Source organism: 'Nostoc azollae' 0708, assembly GCF_000196515.1.
In the GTDB taxonomy this organism is placed as follows: domain Bacteria; phylum Cyanobacteriota; class Cyanobacteriia; order Cyanobacteriales; family Nostocaceae; genus Trichormus_B; species Trichormus_B azollae.
Genome location: NC_014248.1, coordinates 519,225 through 541,543 on the forward strand (window position 1 = coordinate 519,225; position 22,319 = coordinate 541,543).

Below are 22,319 nucleotides of genomic sequence, written 5' to 3' on the forward strand. Positions count from 1 at the left end.
ACACATCTTTCATAATTGAGAAGTATCTTAACATGGTTTAGTCATTAGTTATTAGTCTTTACTTATTGGGGACTGGGGAAGATGGGGAAGTAATTTTCCCATCTTCCCCAGTCCCCAGCCCATAGTCCCCAGTCACCTCTTCATCTTTTAGCCAGTGACCGAAGTCTGTAATAAAACGATCGCTCAAAATTGACTCGCGGATCTTTTGGGTGAAGCGAACTAATTCGGTGATATTGTGAATGCTTAACAATGTATAAGCTAATATTTCTTGCGCTCGCACTAAATGAGAAATGTAAGCACGACTGAAATTTTGACAAGCATAACAAGGGCAAGTTTCATCTAATGGTGTAAAATCTTCACGAAACTTAGCATTTTTCAAGTTCCATCTTTCACCTGATACGATCGCTGTTGCGTGTCGCGCCCATCTGGTGGGGATGACGCAATCAAATAAATCTACACCAGAAGCGATCCCTATGGCCATTTCTCGATAGGTACCCACACCCATCAAATAACGGGGTTTATTATGTGGTAACAGTGGGGCTGTGGTCTTCACAATTTCTGCCATTAACTCTGGTGGTTCACCCACGCTCACCCCACCAATAGCGTATCCTGGCATATCTAATTTTGCTAGGGCTTCCGCAGCACAAGCGCGTAAATCTAAATACACACCACCTTGAACGATGGGAAATAATGCTTGATCAGTGCGCTGATGTGCAACTATACAACGTTCTAACCAGCGGTAAGTGCGGTCTGTGGCTGCTTCCACCTCTTGACGGGTAGCGGGATAGGGAGGACATTCATCAAAAGCCATGATGACATCTGCCCCTAAAATATTTTGAATTTCTATGGAACGTTCTGGTGTTAATTCAATTACTTGTCCGTTATAAGGTGAGCGAAAAGTTACACCTGCTTCTGTAATGTTCCGCATTTCACTGAGACTGAAAACTTGAAATCCACCGGAATCTGTGAGCATGGGACCATTCCACCCCATAAACTTGTGCAGTCCACCACCTGCAGCTACAATTGCTTCTCCTGGTTGAATATGCAAATGATAGGTATTAGATAAAACCATTTGCGCTCCAGTATCTTTGAGTTGAGCTGGGGTAATGGTTTTAACATTTGCCAGTGTTCCTACAGGCATAAATCTGGGAGTTTCTACAGGCCCGTGAGGAGTAGAAAATACTCCGGCTCTGGCTTTCGTCTGACTACAGGTAGCTAGAAGTTGAAAAGAAAAATTAGTCATTAGTCATTAGTCATTGGGTTGACGCTCCCTTTTCTTAAAAGCAATCAGAACAATCATCATCAATTTCTGCATCCCATCTTGCTGATAGCACTTGATCCATCATTGCTTCTATGGTGGTACCTTGAAAGTGGCGCTCGTATCGTTCTTGTAATGGTGTAGATAGGGGAATTAAACGCAAACAGATATCTTCTTGGATTAAATCAAAGAAAGATTCTTTTTCGGATGGCTGTTTTAATTCCAGGCAGTCAAAACTATTAATATTCAGATACAAGGCATGATTAGCAACAATTGTAGATCTTTGATGATGAACAAATACTTCCATTACATCCCCGTCACCTTCGCTCAGTAGCTTGTTGTCTTGGGTGTAGATGTAGTGGACTCGACCTAAATCAGTCAGTAATCGTCTGATGTCGAGCTTATTGACTATAATGCCAGTGTTAACAATACACGGAGCGGGTATCCTGGTGTCGGGTAGATGATGACTCATAGAAAAATGGCTATTGAGGGAAGGTGAGTGACAACACAGCTAAAAAGTCAATTGCCTAGCTTTTGACCCCTACTATTTCCAAAATATCAACTTAGTAGGGTGATCGTCCAACAATCCGAAGTCAACTACTTAGTTGAGATAAGTACAGGCAGAGCATCTGAATCCACCCATGATTAATTTCTGCTGGTTTTCTCAGTAATACTTTTGTATTAAGTTTGACATTTTTCTTTGTATACTAACTAAATTAGCATAACAAAATTAGCATAACAAACTTTGTAGCGTAAGTCTCTATTTATGGCTGAAGCTTTACAAAAGGCTGGAATATCTCTGGATGTTAATAGTGTGAATATTACGTAAGCAATTACATAAATCTAGCTTTAATTATACTTTTTATGAAAAAAATAAAATGTTGTATTGGTGCAAACAGCAACTGTTAGATTTGGTAGCAACTATTATATTCTATACTGCTATTCCTCTACCGTATATCAAAAGTTTAGAATTTGGTAGAGTAGCCTGTTTTGCCCCACTTGTAGGATTGATGATTGGGGGGATTTTAGGTTTATTAGATACAACATTTAATTATCTAAATTTCTCAATATTAACTCGTAGTGCATTAGTAGTAATTATTTGGATCTTTACTACGGGTGGGCTCCATTTAGACGGAGCAATGGATACTGCTGATGGGTTAGCGGTGACGAATCCAGAACGACGGTTACAGGTGATGGCTGATAGTGCTACGGGTGCGTTCGGAGCCATGAGTGCGATCGCTATAGTATTATTGAAAATAACTGCTTTGACAGATATGCCAGAAAATCGCTACTTAGTATTAATAGCTGCTTGTGGCTGGGGAAGGTGGGGACAACAGGTGGCTATTTGTCGATATCCTTACCTAAAACCGACAGGTAAAGGTGCATTGCATAAACAGGCTATTCATTCTGAGAAAGATTTATTACCAAGCTTATTGTTAATGCTGGGTTTGAGTGGTGTAATATGGTTCATTAATCCCCAAAATTTAGTTTTATCTGTGGGTATGATTTTAGCTGGGAGTGCGCTCGCAACTTTAACAGGAGCGTGGTTTAATCATAAACTAGGTGGACATACAGGAGATACTTATGGGGCAGTAGTCGAGTGGACTGAAGCCTTATTTTTGTGTGTACTCACCAGTTTTAATTGAATAAAAATTATCATATCTGTTTGGGCATCATAAGTTCCCACTAATCTAGGTGCGAAAATTGCCTAGAATTTTGATTTAGTAAAGATTTTTTAAACATATTTTTTGGTAACAGATACTAAAATGTGCTTTTGTGCTGCATTTAAGCTAGTTTACTACTGGTAAATACCTACAGATAATGATGTATCTAAACTTAAATATAAAAAATACTAATAAATTCAATTCATATCTCCAATGTTTATTTATTAGATACCAAACCTATTAATGTGTCTCCCTGTTGGAAGTCATAGGTATTGATAAAACTTAGACAAAAATACCTTCTAAAGTTGTAAGGATTCAGGTCTAAGGAAGAGGGATTAAAAAAGGTGTATGGAAAGCAGAGTGAACCATGGCTTTCATAGGTTGGTCAAAAAACTCAATTAGAGAAAGCCCTTGACGGCGATAAGTTTGTATAACGGTCAATAAATTGGCAGGATGTTGGAATAGCTCCGGAGAAAGAGAACCACCACAGACTTTTCTTTGTGTCAGTGCTAAACCTAACCTTAGTTCAGCTAAATTATGATCAAGGTCTATTGCCTAAGGAAGGTAAAAGTTTACCAGGTTCCCCTGGGGCTTTATCAATCAATGAATAGACCTCTTGCAAAATTCCTTCTGTGGTATGATGGAGAGTTTTAGATTTGATGTATTTTTGGTGTTCTTTGGGCTCGCTAATTCAAACATCCCCCTGTAACTCTAACTTTTGGCCAAACCAAATACAAGCCCTGATTATAACATAAAATTAATTCTGCAAGAGGTCTAATGAATGGAAGATTCAACTTTTGGTTGAAACTAGGATGGGCAAGTCAAGAATTCATGAAGGTTTTAGGTTTGTTGGAATAAAGGGTAGTTTTTAAAACCTTCATCTATGATGTCCATGAATGTTGTGCCAATTTCTTGGTGATTGAAGCCAGGAATCTTGATTAGTATCTTGAAGTGACGGGGTAGGGTAGATGTGCCTGACATTTCTGTTGAGCTGTGACCGGATAACCGTTATAGGCAGTAAAGTCATCAGAACTAAGTACACCAGAGTAACTTGAACCCAGAATAGATTCTAATTCGCCAGGATAAGGAGTATCAGACCCATGAAATCAAGGGAAGTTACTATTGGTAACAATCCATAACCATTGTTTCACCCCTTTGACTACCCAGGGTGTTTCATCCCCAAGGATATGAGGCTGGGTTTGTTTTATCCACTGTTTGAGGCTATGAATACTTTGAGCCACTGGACCATCTATTCCTTCATTGGTACCTACTAATGTTCCCACTCCAATTTCTATTTGACCCAGTTCCCACAGTTCCCACAACAAGAAGTATTCTTTTTCATAGGGTCAATGGCCCTAGTTATTGATCCATCCCAAAAAAGCTTGTCCTGTGATTCCTATATCTTGTCCCGGTACTATCTCTGGTGACCAGTGTGCCCTTTGTGTTTCCCTACACACACTGGAAATCTACGTATATCTTTCATATTCTACTATTTGGATTGGCCTGTCCACCAACTCCCCTACTTGTTGTGTTTGGATTTTTATTGGTTCGCCAAACAATTGCCCCTGACCTTACCACCCACACACTTGCCGTGCCACTATCTCAAATCTATTCTATCTACTCCACCAAACACCTTTCTCCTTTTTCCCCTATGCCCTGGTTGTCCTCCTGGTTTCCGTTTTCGTGTCTGGTTCTCTTCTTGTTTCTCTTGTTGTTTGTTATCGCTTTTTTTGAGGATGTCTCCCGATGGTGGTTTGGATCATGTTATGGTCTCTAAATCTCTACTGACTTTGAGTTTCTCTATTTCTTTTTCCAGTTCTACTACTCTATTTCTTAGGTTCTCTATACTTTTCCCCTGGTCAATAATGATTTCTACCAGTTGCTCTATTCCCAACTGCTTCAATATCTCTCTGTCTAGTTTTGGTGGCAGCTTCTTTTCCATGACTGCTATATTCTGCCTCACCTATCACACCTGTTAATACCCCACCACCTGAATCCTTACCTTTTAACCTGTCACCTACTTATTAGCAGTCACAAAAGTTCCCGCTTGTTGACTCCACTGCTTTACTAATTCTATAGCTGGACACAAATCACGTCTCTGCAGTGTTGCTACCTGCAAACGCAGAGTTTGTTGGTGTAATATATGAGTAGGAGTTTGCGCCAATTGTGCCACAGAAATCATACCTGTATGAAGTAATAAACCACAATATTGTGTACCCACACTAGGAATACGTGCTAAATCTGCTAAGGCTATCCATTTGTTCACATATTGAAGATGTAGTTGCAATTTACTCGCCAAAGCTAACCTTGTTTCTGGCGTTTTTCCGTGTTTAAATAATGCCCCAGTCGTACTAATACCAAAATCTAATAATTGGTTTTGTTCCGTTGCATTTAATCCTGGTAAATTTTCAATCGGCCAGTCAGTATTTAATCTTAAACTCATATCATTTCTTCCTTCTCTTTGCGTCTCTACTTGAGAAAAAAATTAACTTGTAATTAACTCACCATGCATCACAGTTATAGCTTGTCCAGCCCAAAAAATACGAGCATCGCCAATATACCTTACCTTAACTATACCACCCCGATTAGAAGCCTGAGCAGCTAAAAATTCATCTTTATTTAACCTATTTCGCCAAAATGGTGCTAAACAGAAATGGGCTGAACCAGTGACTGGATCTTCATTAATACCTACTGCTGGTGCAAAAAAACGCGAAATGAAATCATAATCTGAACCAGAATCCGTCAAAGTAGTAACTATCAGCGTACCAAATGGTAACATTTTGATTTTTTGAAAATTGGGTTGGATTTCTCGTACCAAATCTTCAGATGCAACTTCTACTAAATAACCCAGTGAATTTAAATATACAGTCTGATATTCTACACCTTAAATATCATTTAATTCTGCTGGTGTGGGAATTGCTTGGGAATCATCGACCGGAAAATTTAACTCTATCCAATCACCTTGGAGTTTAGCAATCAATCTGCTACTTTTAGTTGCAAATCGTGCTTCTTCATCAGGTTATAAATGTCCTTCTGACCATAATATATGGGCGCTGGCTAAAGTGGCATGACCACAAAGGAGAACTCCTACCCTTGGAGTAAACCAACGTAAGTTATATTTGTCGTTTTGTTTAGTTAAAAGGCTGTTTCTGATAAGTTCAGTAACTGGGCTATTTTTTACATCCAGTCGTCTGGTTGAGAAGTTTCTAATACGCATACTACCGCAGGATTTCCTTTAAATGGTATGTTGGTGAAGGCATCAAGTTGGGTAATTGTTTGGTTCATAAAATCAGCAAGAATTACAAAATATTTCACGCGGAGGCGCAAAGAGAGGGTTTTTTGAGTAAAAAATGGTTGTCGATAATTGGCATAGGTGAGGACGGAATTGAGGGATTAAGTCTCATGGCTCGTTCTCTCCTTGACCAAGCTCATATTATCATAGGTGGTGAACGTCATTTATCAATCTTGTCTCCAAATGATACTAGAGAAAAGATTATTTGGAAGTCTTCTTTTCAGGATTCCATAGCAGAAATTGTTCAACGTCGGGGTGAATCAATTTGCATTTTAGCTAGTGGTGATCCTATGTGTTATGGAGTGGGTGCAACTATTCTCAAGCATATTACTATTGCAGAAGTTTCTATTCTTCCCTCTCTTTCAGCTTTTAGTTTGGCTTGTTCTAGGTTGGGATGGAGTTTCACGGAAGTGGAATGTTTAAGTTTATGCGGTCGTCCTGCCTATTTACTACAATCTTATATTTATCCTGGTGCGAAGTTATTGATTTTGAGTGAGGGGAAAAATACACCTAGAATTGTGGCAGAAATTTTAAGGAAGCGGGGTTATGGTGATAGTAAATTTACTGTTTTAGAAAGAATGGGTGGTATTCATGAGAGGATTTTAACAGGTACTGCGGCTAGTTGGAATGAAACAGATATCGCAGCTTTAAATACTATTGCGGTGGAATGTATTGCTGATGGGGAAACAGTTACTTTATCGATTTTTCCCGGTTTACCAGATGATGCTTTTCACCATGATGGACAGTTGACGAAGCGGGAAGTAAGGGCGGTGACTTTATCAAGTTTAGCACCTTTACCGGGGGAGTTACTCTGGGATATTGGGGCGGGTTGTGGTTCTATTTCTATAGAATGGATGCGGAGTAATTTTAAATGTCGTGCGATCGCAGTTGAACAAAATTCCACTAGACTCAATTATATTGCCGATAATGCTGCTGCTTTGGGTACTCCCAATTTACAAATCATTGCCGGGAAAGCACGAGAAGTTATCCCAGATTTACCCACTCCTGACGCTATTTTTATCGGTGGTGGTGTGACAGCATCTGGACTTTTTGATGTTTGTTGGAATGCGTTGCGTCCTGGAGGGAGGATGGTTGCTAATGTTGTCACTTTGGAAGGAGAACAAACTTTATTTCAGTGGTATGAAAAAGTTGGAGGAAATTTCACGCGCATTTCTATTCAACGTGCAGAACCTATTGGTAAGTTTTTAGGTTGGAAGGGAATGTCTCAAGTCACCCAATGGGTAGGATATAAGAATTCAAAATTCAAAATTCAAGATTAAATCCTATTGATGATGGGAGTTAAAACACCGAATGGAACACAAAATACCTATATACAAAGGAATGATATATTTTCTTTCCGGATGAGAATAATGATTAATTAAAAGCAGATAAACGCGGATGAAATCAACCAATGGGATAATTACCAGGGTTGACCGCATGAATAAATTCACTACCGGAATGTGGTCTTCCTCTTTTATAAGTAGCTTCTTCTGGTTTTCCCCAACCCATTTGTAAAATCACTTCTAGAAAGTTCGTATTTTCCCATTTTATCAAACTTACCCATTCTGTTCTTTGGGCAATTCTTTCTACATCTAATTTGTTGATTTTTGCGTGTTGTTTCCCATTACTAACACTTAAATATAATTCCATTTCAGATGTAATTTCCTGCCAAAATTCGAGCATGGAATCTTTCGCTGTTTTCAATATTTCTAAATCGGAGTTTAATGCAATTAACTGTGCGTCAACTTCTGGATAATCCAACGTTTTAGTTTTAATAGTCAAATTTTTCCAGACAATTCCAGAAACTACATTGTCTCTTTGATATTCATGAATAGAGGCTTTAAAATCTTGATAGGCTGTAAACTTCTGTAGCCCTTCGGTTGTGATAAACTGGTCTATAATAGGATTGCCTGAAACTTTCAGCTCTAACTTTAGGCGTTCTCCTTTCAAGCAAGCCTGGCGTTCTGCTGCTAAAATTTGGATGAGTTCCTGGGTAGTATAAACTTTGGACATCGGAACAAACCTAATTAGTTATTAGTTATTGGTCATTGGTCAGCTGTAATTTAAATATTATTATCTCTTGACAGCAATGGAAATGCAGTATCAGAACAAACGAAAATTTTCAACCTGGATATGAGAAATGATGAAGATAGAAAATAAGTCCGCAACGGCGGACTTTTACAAAAATTAACTCCTTTGTGTATTATTTGTAAATATACAGCAGATTGCAGGTCAATGACCTACAGAATCTAAATTAAAAGCTAGACAGCAAGAGAGTTTTACTCCTGACTCCTGACTCCTGACTCCTGCTGTATCTACTGACTAAACTCACTGCTATATTCATTAAATGAACGCTGCTTGAACTCAATTGACTGATCACGGGGTAACAAATTAAATACTTCTCTAAATTTATCGTCTATCTCGTCAAAAGGTACTTGACCTGTTTTATTCAAGATGACTTTTCCCGACTGGTCAAAGAGGACAACTTGTGGTACTGCTCCTGAATAGTAATATCCTGGTTCTGTGGGGTCGTAGGTTTCCTTCATGGGGATGGTATCAACACCGATAGGAATAATCTCCGCAGCCCGTCCATAGAATGCTTGTGTTTGAGAAATAAAGACCGCATACTGTTTACAATCTCTGCTATCATCCACATAAAATGCTAGCATTGCGGGTTTATGTTCTGCTAAAGTTTGAGCTAGAGTTAGTTTGGAAGGTACTAGGGAACCATTACCTGCAAAAACCACGAAGATATTACCTTCATACCTATCATCTTTCATACCGGCGAAAGCTGGCTGCATACTTATTATGAATATGCAAAACAGCAATAAGAGGGATTTTGACACCAACCGTCGCCAGTTAGTAATTATTTTAGTTTGTAAAAAAAGCCACTTTATGCTATTCATCAACAGGAACCTTATTCAACTCTTTTGCCTAGATATATAATTACATCTGGGCACTATTTTTTTACCATAACTTGTAGTGGTCTTCTCTCTAGCATCAATTTTAAATTCTTGATGGCTGGTATTTTTTACCAAGATTAGCTACACTGGCAAGATTAATTTTGTAATTAAAGACTATTACTTAACAACTGCTGTGGGAAAGAAAATACAACTTATAGATAGAGTCCGACTGGGTTTAGCTGTATCCATTGCTAAAAGCGTCACATTTTTGGTGCGTTCTCTGCGTCTTGGTGCTGCTAGTGTATTACCAGGTTCTATTGCACGACGCATTGAACCCAGGCTTTTGCACTTATTGAGTCAGCAGGTTAAAAAAGGGGTAATTTTGATTGCGGGAACGAATGGGAAAACCACCACATCCCTGTTATTATGCACTATTTTAAAACACAAAGGTTATAGAATTGCCCATAATTCTACTGGTGCAAATCTGGAAAATGGTTTAGCAACGGCTTTGATAGAGAATACTGGTTTATTAGGTTCTTTAGATGTAGATTACGCAATTTTGGAAGTTGATGAAAATATTTTTCCCAAGGTTTTAAAACCTCTGGAACCAAGGATTATTCTTTGTTTAAATTTGTTCCGTGACCAACTCGATAGATACGGGGAAGTTGACACTATTAGCAAACGATGGACAAAGGTTATTTCTACTTTACCAGCAGATACGGTAGTTATTTCCAATGCTGATGATCCGACTTTATCATATTTGGGTCAACAGTTAAATCAAAAGGTGTTGTTTTTTGGTTTAAATGAACCAGAACATTATTTAGAAGCGATTCCTCATGCTGTTGACTCTATATATTGTCCGAGATGTGGACATTCTCTAGATTATCAAGGTATTTATCTTTCCCATTTAGGAGATTTCACTTGTCCTAGTTGCGGTTTTAGTAAGAGTAGACCAAGTTTAGAAAGTGGCAAATGGTCACAAATCCTGGTGGGTTTGTACAATAAATATAATACCTTAGCCGCAGCCACCGCAGCAAAAGAGTTGGGAGTTGATGAAGGGACTATTAGAGAAACCATTAATAATTTCCAAGCTGCTTTTGGTCGTGCAGAAGATTTGGTGATTGATGGTAAACGGGTGAGGATTTTGTTATCTAAAAATCCTGTGGGAACAAATGAAACTATTCGCGTAGTTACTCAAAGTAATGATACAACTACTTTGGTGGTGTTGAACGATCGCACTCCTGATGGTACTGATATATCTTGGATTTGGGATGTAGATACTGAGAAGTTGGTTGAACGTGGTGGGACGTTGGTTGTAAGTGGCGATCGCGTATATGATATGGCTTTAAGGTTGCGTTATAGCGAGAAGTCTGTTGAGAGTAAGATTAACTTGATTGTAGATGAAGATTTGCGACGTGCGATCGGCACAGCTTTAGAACATACACCAGCAAATGAAACTCTGCACATTCTTCCTACTTACTCTGCCATGTTGGAAGTAAGGGAAGTGTTAACAGGGAGAAAAATTCGTTAACTATTAGTTATATTTTGCGATTCTGGGGTAAGTAAAGACTACCCCAGTAATCCCGAATGGTAAGACCAAAGCCGACCACCCCGTGACCCCCAACCTGGTAATACCCAAGCTAGACATGATACCCAAGGAAATCCAGAAGACGACCGGAATACAGCTTTACCTCTGTAGCTTCAGCATCTTGAACTTGAAGTTTAGCGTGGTGAAGGGTGCAAGGTTTTTCTTTCCCTTTCCCCTTGAACCGAACACAATATCAACCGGACTCAATATGATTTAGAATTGCTATAGCAACTTAAATTAATTATTTTCTCATGTTCAGAATTTTTAAAAACTGACGTATTTGGGCGCTCGTCACTTTTACGTATTTGGGCGCTCGTCACTTTACTGTGTTTAAGTCTTAGCTGGTCACTGCCAGCACAGGCTGCTCAAAAAATTCACCCAAAACTAGAACAGCGAGTGTTACAAATTATTCGCAAAAATCCATAAGTAATTATCGAAACCATTCAAGCTTATGAAGAAGAACAACAACAGAAATTACAGCAACTAAGACAGAAATTTTTACAGGATTTAAAAACTAATCCCAAAGCTGTAATTTATGATTCTACCACCATTGCTTCAAATCAATTACAAACAGTATTAATCGAATTATCTGGTTTTGAATATCCATATTGTACCGAAGCACATACAACTCTCAAAAACTTATTAGCAAAATATCCCAATCAATTTACCTTAGTGTACCAAAATTTTCTACTAATTCAAATTCATGACCAAGCATTACCAGCAGCAAAAGCCTCTTGGGCAGCATATCAACAAGGTAAATTTTGGCCATATCATGATGCTTTCTTTACCAATCAACAACAATTGGGAGAAACCTTCTATTTAGATATTGCTAAAAACTTGAATTTGGATTTAGCAAAGTTTAAACTTGATGTGGACTTAGCTAATAAAGCAATTCAGAAACACTTGCAACTCGTATATAAATTGGGTCTTTCTAACACACATTATTTTATCATTAATAGCAAGATATTTCTCCACTCCAGTTCAGCTTTCAGAAATTGAAACCCTCCTAAATCAGTTATCAATTATCAGTAGGACTTAGGCAAGTGTCACAATCAAGCCTCTTGTAGGGTGCGTCAGTCCTGATCAGTTACCAGTTCTTATTTGTCAGTTAATTGATAACTGAATTTAATTATTTTTTATCTTTTTGTCGGGCTTTTTGTGCGAGATTCTTGAAGTGGTCACATAAACTTCAAAATTCTTTACATTACACTATAAATCAAATTCTGAATATTGAGTTTTTACCATAATATTTAAACTTTAAGTGCAATTTTTCCATACACAGAAAGCGCCTGAGCAATACATTGATCCATATTGTAATATTTATAGGTTGCCAGTCTGCCAACAAAATATACTCCTAGCATTGCATCTGCCAGCGCTTTATATTGCTTGTAAATTTCATTATTATCAGAACGTGGTACTGGGTAGTAAGGATCTCCCTCAGCTTTAGGAAACTCGTAAACAATGCTAGTTTTAGTATGTTCCTGTCCAGTCAAGTATTTAAACTCTGTCACACGGGTATATAAATGTTCGTTAGGATAATTGATAACAGGTGCTGATTGAAATACGGGAGTATCATGAGTCTCGTGCTGGAAATCAAGGGAGCGATAGGGTAAAATGCCATGACGATAATTAAAAAACTCATCAATTGGACCTGTATAAACAATCTCTCGATAAGGTATAGCCCGCAGGATTTCCCGGTAATCTGTATTCAGCATCACCTTAATATAAGGGTGCGCTAACATCTTCTCGAACATCCGTGTAAAACCATGGAGTGGCATAGCCTGATAAGTATCCGTAAAATACCTATTGTCGCGGTTGGTACGAGTAGGAACACGGGCAATTACTGATTTATCCAACTCGGACGGGTCGAGTCCCCATTGTTTGCGAGTGTACCCCCGGAAAAATTTTTCATACAAATCTCGACCAACTTTACTAACTACCACATCTTCAGAAGTGCGGATATATTCTTTTGGTTCTGCAAGGGACTTGAAAAACTCCTCTACCTCAAATGAATTGAGATTCATTCCATAGAGTTTGTTAATTGTGTCCAGGTTGATGGGTATGGGAACTAATTGACCGTCTACACTGGTTAACACACGATGTTCATAAGTCCGCCATTGAGTAAAGCATGAAAGGTATTCAAAAACTTCGCGGGAGTTGGTGTGAAAGATATGAGGACCATATTTGTGAATAAGTATGCCATGTTCATTGTAATGATCGTAGGTATTACCACCAATATGATTACGCTTGTCTACTATCAACACTTTTTTTCCAGAATGACTAGCTAAACGTTCGGCAATAACGCTGCCAGAAAATCCGGCACCAACTATTAAATAATCAAATACAAAATCTCTCTCAAAGGTGTCTGGAGTAACGGTAGTAGAACTGTAATTAGGTTCCATTTTTTATTCTCAGTACTTATTTTTAAGTTTCTGAATTTTAGGTAATAGCAAAACGAGCCACGAAGAAAAGAGATTTTTAAATACTTCTTCCGTAAGTTCTCAATTCCTAAGAGTTTATCTTTAAATCTATTTAGAGTATTTATTAGTTTCTAAATAGGTTTCCCAAAACTCTCTATTAGTCAGTTCAGGTAATGTTTCTCTATAGTCTTGTTTCAATTTAGAGAACTTAAAGTATATTTCTACCGATAAAGCTAATGTTTTCATCAAAACTTTAAAGAATTCTTCTCTAGAAAAGCTAACGACAAATCCTTCTTGATCGATTAAGTTATAATACAAAGCTTTTCTGGCTCTAAATACATTTGTAGGTCTATATTCCTGCATAGGAATTACTTTGTATCCCTGTCCAGTTAACTTAATATCTTGATAGAAAAATGGAGAAGGTAACAAATGTCCATTTAGAGTAATAAATCTCAGCCAGCGATGCATTGTACTTTCTATTTTATTTACGCTTTCTTCATACTTGATATACATAAAAGGTAATTCAGTATCTTTAACACATTTTTCTCCCATGCTTCTAATTTCTATGTTTTTCTCTTCTGGGTCAATTTCTGTTAAATGTCTGGGACCCTTCAAGAAATCAGCAGCAGCTTTAAGAATAACATTTGCACTTTGGTATTTATAGCAAAATGCTTCTCTAAGGGTAAATTTAATAATTCGTTTGATTGCATCTAGTTTACTAAAGTCATCAGATACAATGACATTTAAAATTAACTCGTTCTTTTTTAAGTAATAGTTCATCATGGGTGAGTATTTATTTTCTAATGCTTCGTGCCAAACACACACACCATTCAAGGTAATAATTTTATGATTTAACCTAATCGGAAACTCCATATCATCCATTTTGATAAAAAATGGATAAGGTAATTTGGAATCATCTATACTTTTTATGGGAAAACAAAATAACCACCAACCATTGTAACTAAGGTGTTCTTCTATTTCATTTAATAAAATATTTCTTACAGTTCTCAAGTCTAAATCTGGTTTTAATCTAATTACTTCTTTATTCCAAACTGCTCCATTTTCATATTGAATATATTTTGTATCTAACCGTAACATACTACCACCAAGACATAAATTCTGATTATGAGCGACAGTTTGAAAATTATAAATACGCTCGAATACTTCAGGATTAATAACTACATCATCATCCATAAAGACAATATGCGAAAAATCAGACTTCCGCTTCATAACTTCTATAATGCCTCTGCAATATCCACCAGTACCACCTGCATTTTTATTAGGTATGACGTGGATTTTACTATTATAAAAATCTTTGATTGTTCTACCATTATCAATAATAAATACTTCAAATTTATTTCCTATGTCTGGTTGAGAGAATAAATGTGTTTCTAACAAAGACACATTTCTATTTACATAAGCTTCTCTCTTGTATGTACAGATGACAATAGCTATTTTCTGATTTGATTTACAAAAGTTATTAATGTTCGCGTTTGCATAAAAATATCCACCAGCGAAAATACAATTATCTTCCAAGGGTTCAAGTTCTAAATACAATAATCCTTTATATGGTTGTGTGTCTATATCATTAAATACACATACTTCTCTAAGTTCGGTGTTAGTTATTATTTTTTGATGTACTAATCCCTTGATCTGTGAAGAATAATTGATATTAAGGAGATTAATCTTAAATTTACCTTTTACATTCAGGTTAATATTGATAGAGTTTATATTTGTATGTTCTTGCCATTTTTGAATTGAGAAAGAATTGAAATAAGTGTCAAAACTGATAATTTCAGATTTATTAATCTCAATGATATTTTGTTCATAATTCATGGAAAATTCAGAGTTTAATCGAAAATACAGTTCTTCGACAGTGCATATATCTAAATTCGGCAAAATAATATTCTGCAATTTAACAGTCGTTTGTACATTCTGATGGGTGGGTCGTGAATTTAGCAAAGCTTGTGACATTTAAAATCCTTCCTTGTAATAATAAGTTGAAATTGCAATTAGAGAGAGAGGATGGTATTAATTAACTTGATGCAGGTTCATACCGCTTTTCCAACCAACCCGAATTCCTTCAATGGTTTGTTGAATATACTTTATTAAAACTGAGTTAGGAATATGATGGGTGAATTTCAGACGGATAATTCTCAACCAACAACGATAGGTAATGAGTAAAAGCAAACGGGTAACGAATATAGGAAATAAACCTCTTGTTAATCCATGCTTGATAGCAAAGTAAGTTGTATTTTTTGCTAAGGAATACCAACAGGTGAGATGTTTTTGATCAATCCGATTGTGGCTAGGTTGGGGATAATGATCTATTACTACATCAGCATAGTGAACTTCATATCCTGCTTGAATTAAACGTAAACAAACATCTGTTTCATCGAGAAAGTAGTCAAAAAATTCATCATAGCCATTAATCTTTTCCAAAATGTCTTTGCGAAAAGAACAATTAGTTCCCATTAACCCGTTAAACCATAAGCCATTTGCTTGGTTATAGTTTGTAGCATCAGCAGAACGAATAGCAATAGTTTCGCTGAAAAGATTGGTGATTCCCCGGTGGAATTGTAGGGGATAACCAGGACGAGTTAAATCACGCACTGTACCTCCAACTGCTGCACATTTTTCATCATGTATGGCGTAAATATCTAGTAACTTCTCAATCCATTCAGACGGTGGAATGGCATCATCATCGAAAAATGCCACAATTGAACCTGTTGCTAATTTGATGCCCATATTTCGGGAATAACTGATGTTTTTTGGTTCAACTTGTAGAAAATTTATCTTCAAATTATTTTTGCTAGACACTTGATTGACCATTTCAATTGTTTGATTTGTTGATGAAGCATCAATCACAATAACTTCAAAGTTTTGATAGTGAATTAGTTCTAGTGATTGCAAAGCCTTTTCTAAACAATTGGGGCGATTACTTGTACAAAGTATGATTGAAACTAGAGGAGATAAGGGAGTAGGCATGATTTCTGGTATTGACGATAACTTCAGCTTGCGAATTTGCCAGTATATCTGCCACATTTCGTTACTAGTCTTCATAACTGCCTTTGTCAAAACTAACGGATTAATGACAACAGGCACATAACCATTACCTGTAAAGTAGTAAACCCATTTTGCGAGATTGAGAACGTCAAGAGTCGGATGTTGATAAGTAACAATGGCAATATCAATTGGTTTCCAAAACCAAGCAATTATCCATAACCAAATGCGACTGAATTTATTAGGTAAAGGCCAAAAAGTAACTTTTTCATCAACTTCTATCTTTTTGAGGTTCTGACTTTGAAACTCGTCTTGATAGATACTAGATTGCACAAAAACTTTAGCTGGCTCATGAATAATCTCTCCTAAAGGATACTCAGTATAATTAATTTTTCTGAGCATCTTTCCCTGAACACCATTGATAAAGTCTTGAAAACCTGCAATAGAAATTTCAGCTAGAAAGTATCTTCCTGTAGCAGCGTAATAAACTAGTCGGGGAAAACTCACAACCACTCTTTTTAATAAAAGTTCTGGTCGATGTTTTTGCCAACAGTAACAAAGATTACGCTCATCATAATAATTCATCCAAGGTCTAGATTTGAAATCAGGAGAATCGTGCCAAACTATTGAATGTGGATTTACCGCAATAACCCATCCAGCTTGTTTGACTCGTAAACACCATTCCACATCATCAAAGTGTAAAAAGTAATCTTCAAATACTCCCATATTTTGTACAATTTTACACCGCACTAATAGTGAGGCTGCTGCACAGATATCTACATTAACGTAGGGTTTACCTTGAAGAATATCTTCTGTGGATATATTTACTTGATTGCCAAAGTTGACTTTTAAGTGGGCTTTTTTATTGTTAATAAAGCTACCAATTTCCTGAATAGCATTGGGTTTCTGTAGCTTCCGAATTTGTGAACCTACTACGCCAACTTCTTCATAATTCTGTAATGTATTAATTAATGGTATTAGTGCTAGAGAATCTAGACGAATATCATCATCAAGTAGCCAAATATAATTGTAATCAAGTTTACTAACAAACTGTAGTCCGCAGGAAAATCCTCCAGAACCACCTAAATTACTACCAGTTTGTAAAACCTTAACTTGATCAGAATAATATTTTTCTATGTAAGATTGAGTACCATCTGTTGATGCATTATCTACAACATAGATATCAATATTAATATCTGGTAGTTCTAGTTTATTAAGGTCTTTTAGAAGTAGACAAACCTGGTTCATTTTATTCCATGTAACAATAATGATAGCAAGTTTGGTAATCTTCATTTAGTTCCTGAATTTGCTTATTATATTTAGTTTGTATTAACAGTTTATAACTAAATATTTTTATTTCGTCAATACCAATTTGCCACGTAAGGATTCAGGTCTAAGGTAGAGGGATTTAAAGAAGGTGTATGGAAAGCAGAGTGAACCATGGCTTTCATAGGTTTGTCAAAAAACTCAATTAGAGAAAGTGCTTGATGGCGACAAGTTTGTATAACCGTCAATAAATTGGCACGATGTTGGAATAGCTCCAGAGAAAGAGAACCACCACAAACTTTTCGTTGTATCATTGCTAAACCTAACCTTGGTTCAGCTAAATTATGATCAAGGTCTATTGCCTAAGGAAGGTAAGAGTTTACCAGGTTCTCCTGGGGCTTGATCAATGAATGAATGAAAGATTCAAATTTTGGTTGAAACTAGGATGGGCAAGTTAAGAATTCATGAAGGTTTTGGGTTTGTTGGAATAAAGGGTAGTTTTTAAAACCTTCATCTATGAGGTCCATGAATTTTGTGCCAATTTCTTGGTGATTTGAGCCAGGAATCTTGATTAGTGTCTTGAAGTGAGGGGGTAGGGTAGATGTGCCTGACATTTCTGTTGAGCTGTGACCGGATAACCGTTATAGGCAGTAAGGTCATCAGAACTGAGTACACCAGAGTAACTTGAACCCACAATGGATTCTAATTCGCCAGGACAAGGAGTATCAGACCCATGAAATAAAGGGAAGTCACTATTGGCAAAAATCCATAACCATTGTTTCAGCCCTTTGACTACCCAGGGTGTTTCATCCCCAAGGATATGAGGCTGGGTTTGTTTTATCCACTGTTTGAGGCTATGAATACTTTGAGCCACTGGACCATCTATTCCTTCATTGGTACCTACTAATGTTCCCACTCCAATTTCTATTTGACCCAGTTCCCACAACAACAAGTGTTGTTTTTCATAGGGTCAATGGCCCTAGTTATTGCTCCATCCCAAAAAAGCTTGTCCTGTGATTCCTATATCTTGTCCCGGTAAGATCTCTGGTGACCAGTGTGGCCTTTGTGTTTCCCCACACACACTCCAAATCCACTTCCATTGGCCTATCCACCAAGTCCCCTACTTGTTGTGTTTGGATTTTTATTGGTTCGCCAAACAATTGCCCCTGAGCTCACCATCCACACACTTGCCGTCCCACTATCTCAAATCTATCTACTCCACCAAACACCTTTCTCCTTTTTCCTCTATGCCCTGGTTGTCCTCTTGGTTTCCGTTTTGGTCTCTGGTTTTCTTCTGGTTTCTCTTGTTGTTTATTCTCGGTTTTTTTGAGGATGTATCCCGACGGTGGTTTGGATCATGTTATGGTCTCTAAATCTCTACTGACTTTGAGTTTCTCTATTTGTTTTTCCAGTTCTACTACTCTATTTCTTAGGTTCTCTATACTTTTCCCCTGGTCAATAATGATTTCTACCAGTTGCTCTGTTCCCAACTGCTTCAATATCTCTCTGTCTGGTTTTGGTGGCAGCTTCTTTTCCATAACTGCTATATTCTGCCTCTCCTATCACACTTGTCAATACCCCACTACCTGAATCTTTACCAGGAAAGTTTATTTGAGTATGTATTTTTATTTATCTTACTTCTAAAGACTGAGCTTATTACGACTAATAAAAGGTAATAATGCTCGAATATTTACCAGGTTATATTGTTGAGTTCGTCTGTCTATAGAGTAATTGTTTGTAGTCAAAAAACGTTATTCATGTAAAAAGTCCCATCTACTTGTAGGTGAGGATTTAGTTATTGATTAGTATTAATAAGTGTGGGTAATTGATAGTCTTCCCTTGTTTTACATGTTTCCTCTCACCTGTTAAGAGTTCCAGTGATGTACAGCTAACTACGGAACTGAAAGCAACCCAGCAAAGCTAAGGGTTAAACCACTCAATGGTATTAATAAACGAAAAATAGGTAAGCTCCCTCCCGCAATGGTACAAATTAGTTACTCCTAAAGAAGCACTATTATTTGATCCTAACCCATAGGTTAAACCTCGTAAGATTAATGAAATCATTACCCAACCAACCTATTTCGGCATTTATTAACCGTGCCATATAAGTTAATGTTAATAAACAAGCAAAGAAAATACCGTCGGCTATAGTGATATTTTTTAAGCTCATTGGTAGAGATAAATACCGCAGTAATATCCATCACAAAGAGTAATATGGCTGGTGCTAACAGTAATAACCGGGGTATAATGCCACTATTTTTAATTTGACTGTAAGGATTCAGCTGGTGGGGTATTGACAAGTGTGATAGGAGAGGCAGAATATAGCAGTTATGGAAAAGAAGCTGCCACCAAAACCAGATAGAGAGATATTGAAGCAGTTGGGAACAGAGCAACTGGTAGAAATCATTATTGACCAGGGGAAAAGTATAGAGAACCTAAGAAATAGAGTAGTAGAACTGGAAAAACAAATAGAGAAACTCAAAGTCAGTAGAGATTTAGAGACCATAACATGATCCAAACCACCGTCGGGATACATCCTCAAAAAAACCGAGAATAAACAACAAGAGAAACCAGAAGAAAACCAGAGACCAAAACGGAAACCAAGAGGACAACCAGGGCATAGAGGAAAAAGGAGAAAGGTGTTTGGTGGAGTAGATAGATTTGAGATAGTGGGACGGTAAGTGTGTGGATGGTGAGCTCAGGGGCAATTGTTTGGCGAACCAATAAAAATCCAAACACAACAAGTAGGGGACTTGGTGGATAGGCCAATGGAAGTGGATTTGGAGTGTGTGTGGGGAAACACAAAGGCCACACTGGTCACCAGAGATCTTACCGGGACAAGATATAGGAATCACAGGACAAGCTTTTTTGGGATGGAGCAATAACTAGGGCCATTGACCCTATGAAAAACAACACTTGTTGTTGTGGGAACTGGGTCAAATAGAAATTGGAGTGGGAACATTAGTAGGTACCAATGAAGGAATAGATGGTCCAGTGGCTCAAAGTATTCATAGCCTCAAACAGTGGATAAAACAAACCCAGCCTCATATCCTTGGGGATGAAACACCCTGGGTAGTCAAAGGGCTGAAACAATGGTTATGGATTTTTGCCAATAGTGACTTCCCTTTATTTCATGGGTCTGATACTCCTTGTCCTGGCGAATTAGAATCCATTCTGGCTTCAAGTTACTCTGGTGTACTCAGTCCTGATGACTTTACTGCCTATAACAGTTATCCGGTCACAGCTCAACAGAAATGTCAGGCACATCTACCCTACCCCCTCACTTCAAGACACTAATCAAGATTCCTGGCTTCAATCACCAAGAAATTGGCACAAAATTCATGGACCTCATAGATGAAGGTTTTAAAAACTACCCTTTATTCCAACAAACCCAAAACCTTCATGAGTTCTTAACTTGCCCATCCTAGTTTCAACCAAAATTTGAATCTTTCATTCATTCATTGATCAAGCCCCAGGAGAACCTGGTAAACTTTTACCTTCCTTAGGCAATAGACCTTGATCATAATTTAGCTGAACCAAGGTTAAGTTTAGCACTGACACAATGAAAAGTCTGTGGTGGTTCTCTTTCTCTGGAGCTATTCCAACATCCTGCCAATTTATTGATGGTTATACAAACTTGTCGTCGTCAAGCACTTTCTCTAATTGAGTCTTTTGACCAACCTATGAAAGCTATGGTTCACTCTCCTTTCCATACACCTTCTTTAATCCCTCTACCTTACAACTGAATCCTTATATTTGACTAGTGCTTGTAAAAACACCAAAGGGATTTTTGACAGAAACATTATCATCAAATATCCAGATAAATTGGGTGCTGTTTGCATCACCTTTATTTTCTGTAGGAACAATACCACTAGTAAAGTCGGCATTTTTAAAATTAGCTGTTGCTGTGAGCCGGAATTGAGAAAGCAGTTAATTGGCGGAATTATAAACCCAACGTGGTCTACCTTGGGCTTGATAGGTAACTCTAAATGTTGTTTCTTGTCCTGGTTCTAAGTGAAATGGAAAACCATAATCACCGGGATTGGTTTGTTTTAATCTTCTTCCGTCTCGTACTACTTTGTAACTAGCTAGTAGTGAGTAACCATAAGGTGGTGTTGTTTCAAAAAGGAAACTATTAATATCACTTAGTGGATTTACAACTTTGTAATCGTCAGTGTAATCTGTGCTATAAATAGCACTGAAATTCTGAACATTGACACTTTGGTCAATCTTGACTTGAATTTGTGAGGCGGGTAAGTTGAGGTAGCGGGTAACTTTTTGTTTATCATTGACTTTAACTATTCTACCGTTAACTTGCCTTTTATAGGTGTATGCTTCTTCAGTAATGTAACGTATTTGGGGTGCATTTTGTTCTATCTAATGTATCTCCTGCGACACTTTCAGCTACTTGTGCCACTTTCGCTTGTTTCCACTGGTGGAAACAAGCGAAAGTGGAAGTCAGGAAAAATCTGGTAATTAATAAAACTAAATATTAGGGCTAAATATTGTAGTCATTTTAGTAGTTGGGAATAACGAATAGACCATTCTCCAAAGAAAACTACTTGTTCGGTGGTTTTGCGTCTGAGGGAAAAACTTATTAGTGCGATCGCAACTCCTAAAGCTACAATCAAAAATACAAATAACAATGAATCTTGAATTACTTTAGTGCCAAACTGCACTAAAGTAATTCAAGATGTGTTAAATCTGGCAATCCGGGAATGCCTTGGACAGATATGGAAATTTTTAGAAAATTTAAGCACTTTGACAGATGTAATTTCACAAAAGTTTCTGCAAAAATACTAGGAATAGATTGTTAAATTTAATGATAATTCCTTGATGGTAGAAACCTCTAGATTTATCCGTGGTATCAATCCAAAGTCCCAAATCTATAATCGGATGACTAAAATCCAGTTACTACAAATCAA

18 protein-coding genes and 5 pseudogenes are annotated in these 22,319 nt (G+C 37.3%); 7 read left to right on the forward strand and 16 right to left on the reverse strand.

What is annotated here, in order from left to right; genetic code table 11:
• Positions 1-58 precede the first annotated feature (58 nt).
• Both tgt and AAZO_RS02435 read right to left on the reverse strand, forming a co-directional pair.
• Complete coding sequence (gene tgt / locus AAZO_RS02430) at positions 59-1,243, reverse strand: tRNA guanosine(34) transglycosylase Tgt (protein WP_013190043.1); 1,185 nt, start codon at positions 1,241-1,243, stop codon at positions 59-61.
• Positions 1,244-1,277: 34 nt separating this feature from the next.
• A complete protein-coding gene (locus AAZO_RS02435; protein WP_013190044.1) occupies positions 1,278-1,730 on the reverse strand; it encodes a hypothetical protein in 453 nt (150 codons plus the stop codon).
• Positions 1,731-2,136: 406 nt separating this feature from the next.
• Here AAZO_RS02435 and cobS point away from each other — a divergent pair, with 406 nt between their 5' ends.
• Positions 2,137-2,904 carry an adenosylcobinamide-GDP ribazoletransferase gene (gene cobS / locus AAZO_RS02440; protein ID WP_013190045.1) on the forward strand — a complete coding sequence of 256 codons (768 nt, stop codon included), beginning with the start codon at positions 2,137-2,139 and terminating at the stop codon, positions 2,902-2,904.
• A 1,124-nt stretch (positions 2,905-4,028) separates the two neighbouring features.
• On the opposite strand, the gene AAZO_RS02445 is transcribed toward cobS, so the two are convergent.
• The 4 genes and pseudogenes from AAZO_RS02445 to AAZO_RS02460 form a co-directional block, all read right to left on the reverse strand.
• Positions 4,029-4,247 (reverse strand): hypothetical protein, encoded by a 219-nt coding sequence (locus AAZO_RS02445; protein WP_144031229.1) that lies wholly within the window; start codon positions 4,245-4,247, stop codon positions 4,029-4,031.
• A 434-nt stretch (positions 4,248-4,681) separates the two neighbouring features.
• Complete coding sequence (locus AAZO_RS28390) at positions 4,682-4,864, reverse strand: hypothetical protein (RefSeq protein WP_081462677.1); 183 nt, start codon at positions 4,862-4,864, stop codon at positions 4,682-4,684.
• Positions 4,865-4,939: 75 nt separating this feature from the next.
• Entirely contained in the window at positions 4,940-5,365 is a 426-nt protein-coding gene (locus tag AAZO_RS02455; RefSeq protein ID WP_013190046.1) for a DUF4332 domain-containing protein, read from the reverse strand.
• Positions 5,366-5,407: 42 nt separating this feature from the next.
• Positions 5,408-6,207: pseudogene (locus AAZO_RS02460) on the reverse strand (PhzF family phenazine biosynthesis protein).
• A 54-nt stretch (positions 6,208-6,261) separates the two neighbouring features.
• Here AAZO_RS02460 and AAZO_RS02465 point away from each other — a divergent pair.
• Entirely contained in the window at positions 6,262-7,494 is a 1,233-nt protein-coding gene (locus AAZO_RS02465) for a bifunctional cobalt-precorrin-7 (C(5))-methyltransferase/cobalt-precorrin-6B (C(15))-methyltransferase (protein WP_013190047.1), read from the forward strand.
• Between the two features lie 124 nt (positions 7,495-7,618).
• Here AAZO_RS02465 and AAZO_RS02470 read toward each other — a convergent pair whose 3' ends face one another.
• On the reverse strand, positions 7,619-8,227 hold the full coding sequence (locus AAZO_RS02470; RefSeq protein ID WP_013190048.1) for a hypothetical protein: 609 nt from the start codon (positions 8,225-8,227) through the stop codon (positions 7,619-7,621).
• A gap of 302 nt (positions 8,228-8,529) precedes the next feature.
• Positions 8,530-9,120: a thylakoid membrane photosystem I accumulation factor gene (locus AAZO_RS02475; RefSeq protein ID WP_013190049.1), complete on the reverse strand. Its 591-nt coding sequence runs from the start codon at positions 9,118-9,120 to the stop codon at positions 8,530-8,532.
• A gap of 190 nt (positions 9,121-9,310) precedes the next feature.
• Here AAZO_RS02475 and AAZO_RS02480 point away from each other — a divergent pair, with 190 nt between their 5' ends.
• Both AAZO_RS02480 and AAZO_RS42080 read left to right on the forward strand, forming a co-directional pair.
• A complete protein-coding gene (locus AAZO_RS02480; protein WP_013190050.1) occupies positions 9,311-10,648 on the forward strand; it encodes a Mur ligase family protein in 1,338 nt (445 codons plus the stop codon).
• 636 nt (positions 10,649-11,284) lie between these two features.
• Positions 11,285-11,704: a DsbA family protein gene (locus AAZO_RS42080; protein WP_338027157.1), complete on the forward strand. Its 420-nt coding sequence runs from the start codon at positions 11,285-11,287 to the stop codon at positions 11,702-11,704.
• A gap of 251 nt (positions 11,705-11,955) precedes the next feature.
• Here the strand turns inward: AAZO_RS42080 and glf are convergent, their stop codons facing one another.
• From glf to AAZO_RS36495, 7 genes and pseudogenes are all read right to left on the reverse strand, one after another.
• Positions 11,956-13,107: a UDP-galactopyranose mutase gene (gene glf, locus AAZO_RS02490; protein WP_013190051.1), complete on the reverse strand. Its 1,152-nt coding sequence runs from the start codon at positions 13,105-13,107 to the stop codon at positions 11,956-11,958.
• Positions 13,108-13,233: 126 nt separating this feature from the next.
• Positions 13,234-15,099 (reverse strand): glycosyltransferase, encoded by a 1,866-nt coding sequence (locus AAZO_RS02495; RefSeq protein ID WP_013190052.1) that lies wholly within the window; start codon positions 15,097-15,099, stop codon positions 13,234-13,236.
• Between the two features lie 57 nt (positions 15,100-15,156).
• Complete coding sequence (locus tag AAZO_RS36490; protein WP_013190053.1) at positions 15,157-17,421, reverse strand: glycosyltransferase family 2 protein; 2,265 nt, start codon at positions 17,419-17,421, stop codon at positions 15,157-15,159.
• A gap of 68 nt (positions 17,422-17,489) precedes the next feature.
• The gene (locus AAZO_RS44535; RefSeq protein ID WP_187289584.1) at positions 17,490-17,642 is read right to left on the reverse strand and encodes a hypothetical protein; all 153 of its coding nucleotides are present in this window, start codon (positions 17,640-17,642) and stop codon (positions 17,490-17,492) included.
• 323 nt (positions 17,643-17,965) lie between these two features.
• A pseudogene (locus AAZO_RS44540) lies at positions 17,966-18,352 on the reverse strand (IS66 family transposase); the annotation flags it as partial.
• A gap of 397 nt (positions 18,353-18,749) precedes the next feature.
• The gene (locus AAZO_RS44545) at positions 18,750-18,932 is read right to left on the reverse strand and encodes a hypothetical protein (RefSeq protein WP_041639337.1); all 183 of its coding nucleotides are present in this window, start codon (positions 18,930-18,932) and stop codon (positions 18,750-18,752) included.
• Between the two features lie 354 nt (positions 18,933-19,286).
• Positions 19,287-19,658 (reverse strand): annotated as a pseudogene (locus AAZO_RS36495) (hypothetical protein); the annotation flags it as partial.
• Positions 19,659-19,724: 66 nt separating this feature from the next.
• Here AAZO_RS36495 and AAZO_RS02525 point away from each other — a divergent pair.
• The 3 genes and pseudogenes from AAZO_RS02525 to AAZO_RS40830 all read left to right on the forward strand — a co-directional run bounded on the left by AAZO_RS02525 (position 19,725) and on the right by AAZO_RS40830 (position 21,140).
• The gene (locus AAZO_RS02525; protein WP_041639337.1) at positions 19,725-19,907 is read left to right on the forward strand and encodes a hypothetical protein; all 183 of its coding nucleotides are present in this window, start codon (positions 19,725-19,727) and stop codon (positions 19,905-19,907) included.
• 397 nt (positions 19,908-20,304) lie between these two features.
• A pseudogene (locus tag AAZO_RS02530) lies at positions 20,305-20,691 on the forward strand (IS66 family transposase); the annotation flags it as partial.
• 323 nt (positions 20,692-21,014) lie between these two features.
• Positions 21,015-21,140, forward strand: coding sequence for a hypothetical protein (locus tag AAZO_RS40830; protein ID WP_266887812.1), 126 nt, complete (start codon positions 21,015-21,017; stop codon positions 21,138-21,140).
• Between the two features lie 7 nt (positions 21,141-21,147).
• On the opposite strand, the pseudogene AAZO_RS02535 reads toward AAZO_RS40830, so the two are convergent.
• Positions 21,148-22,135, reverse strand: a pseudogene (locus AAZO_RS02535) (hypothetical protein); the annotation flags it as partial.
• Positions 22,136-22,319: the final 184 nt, after the last annotated feature.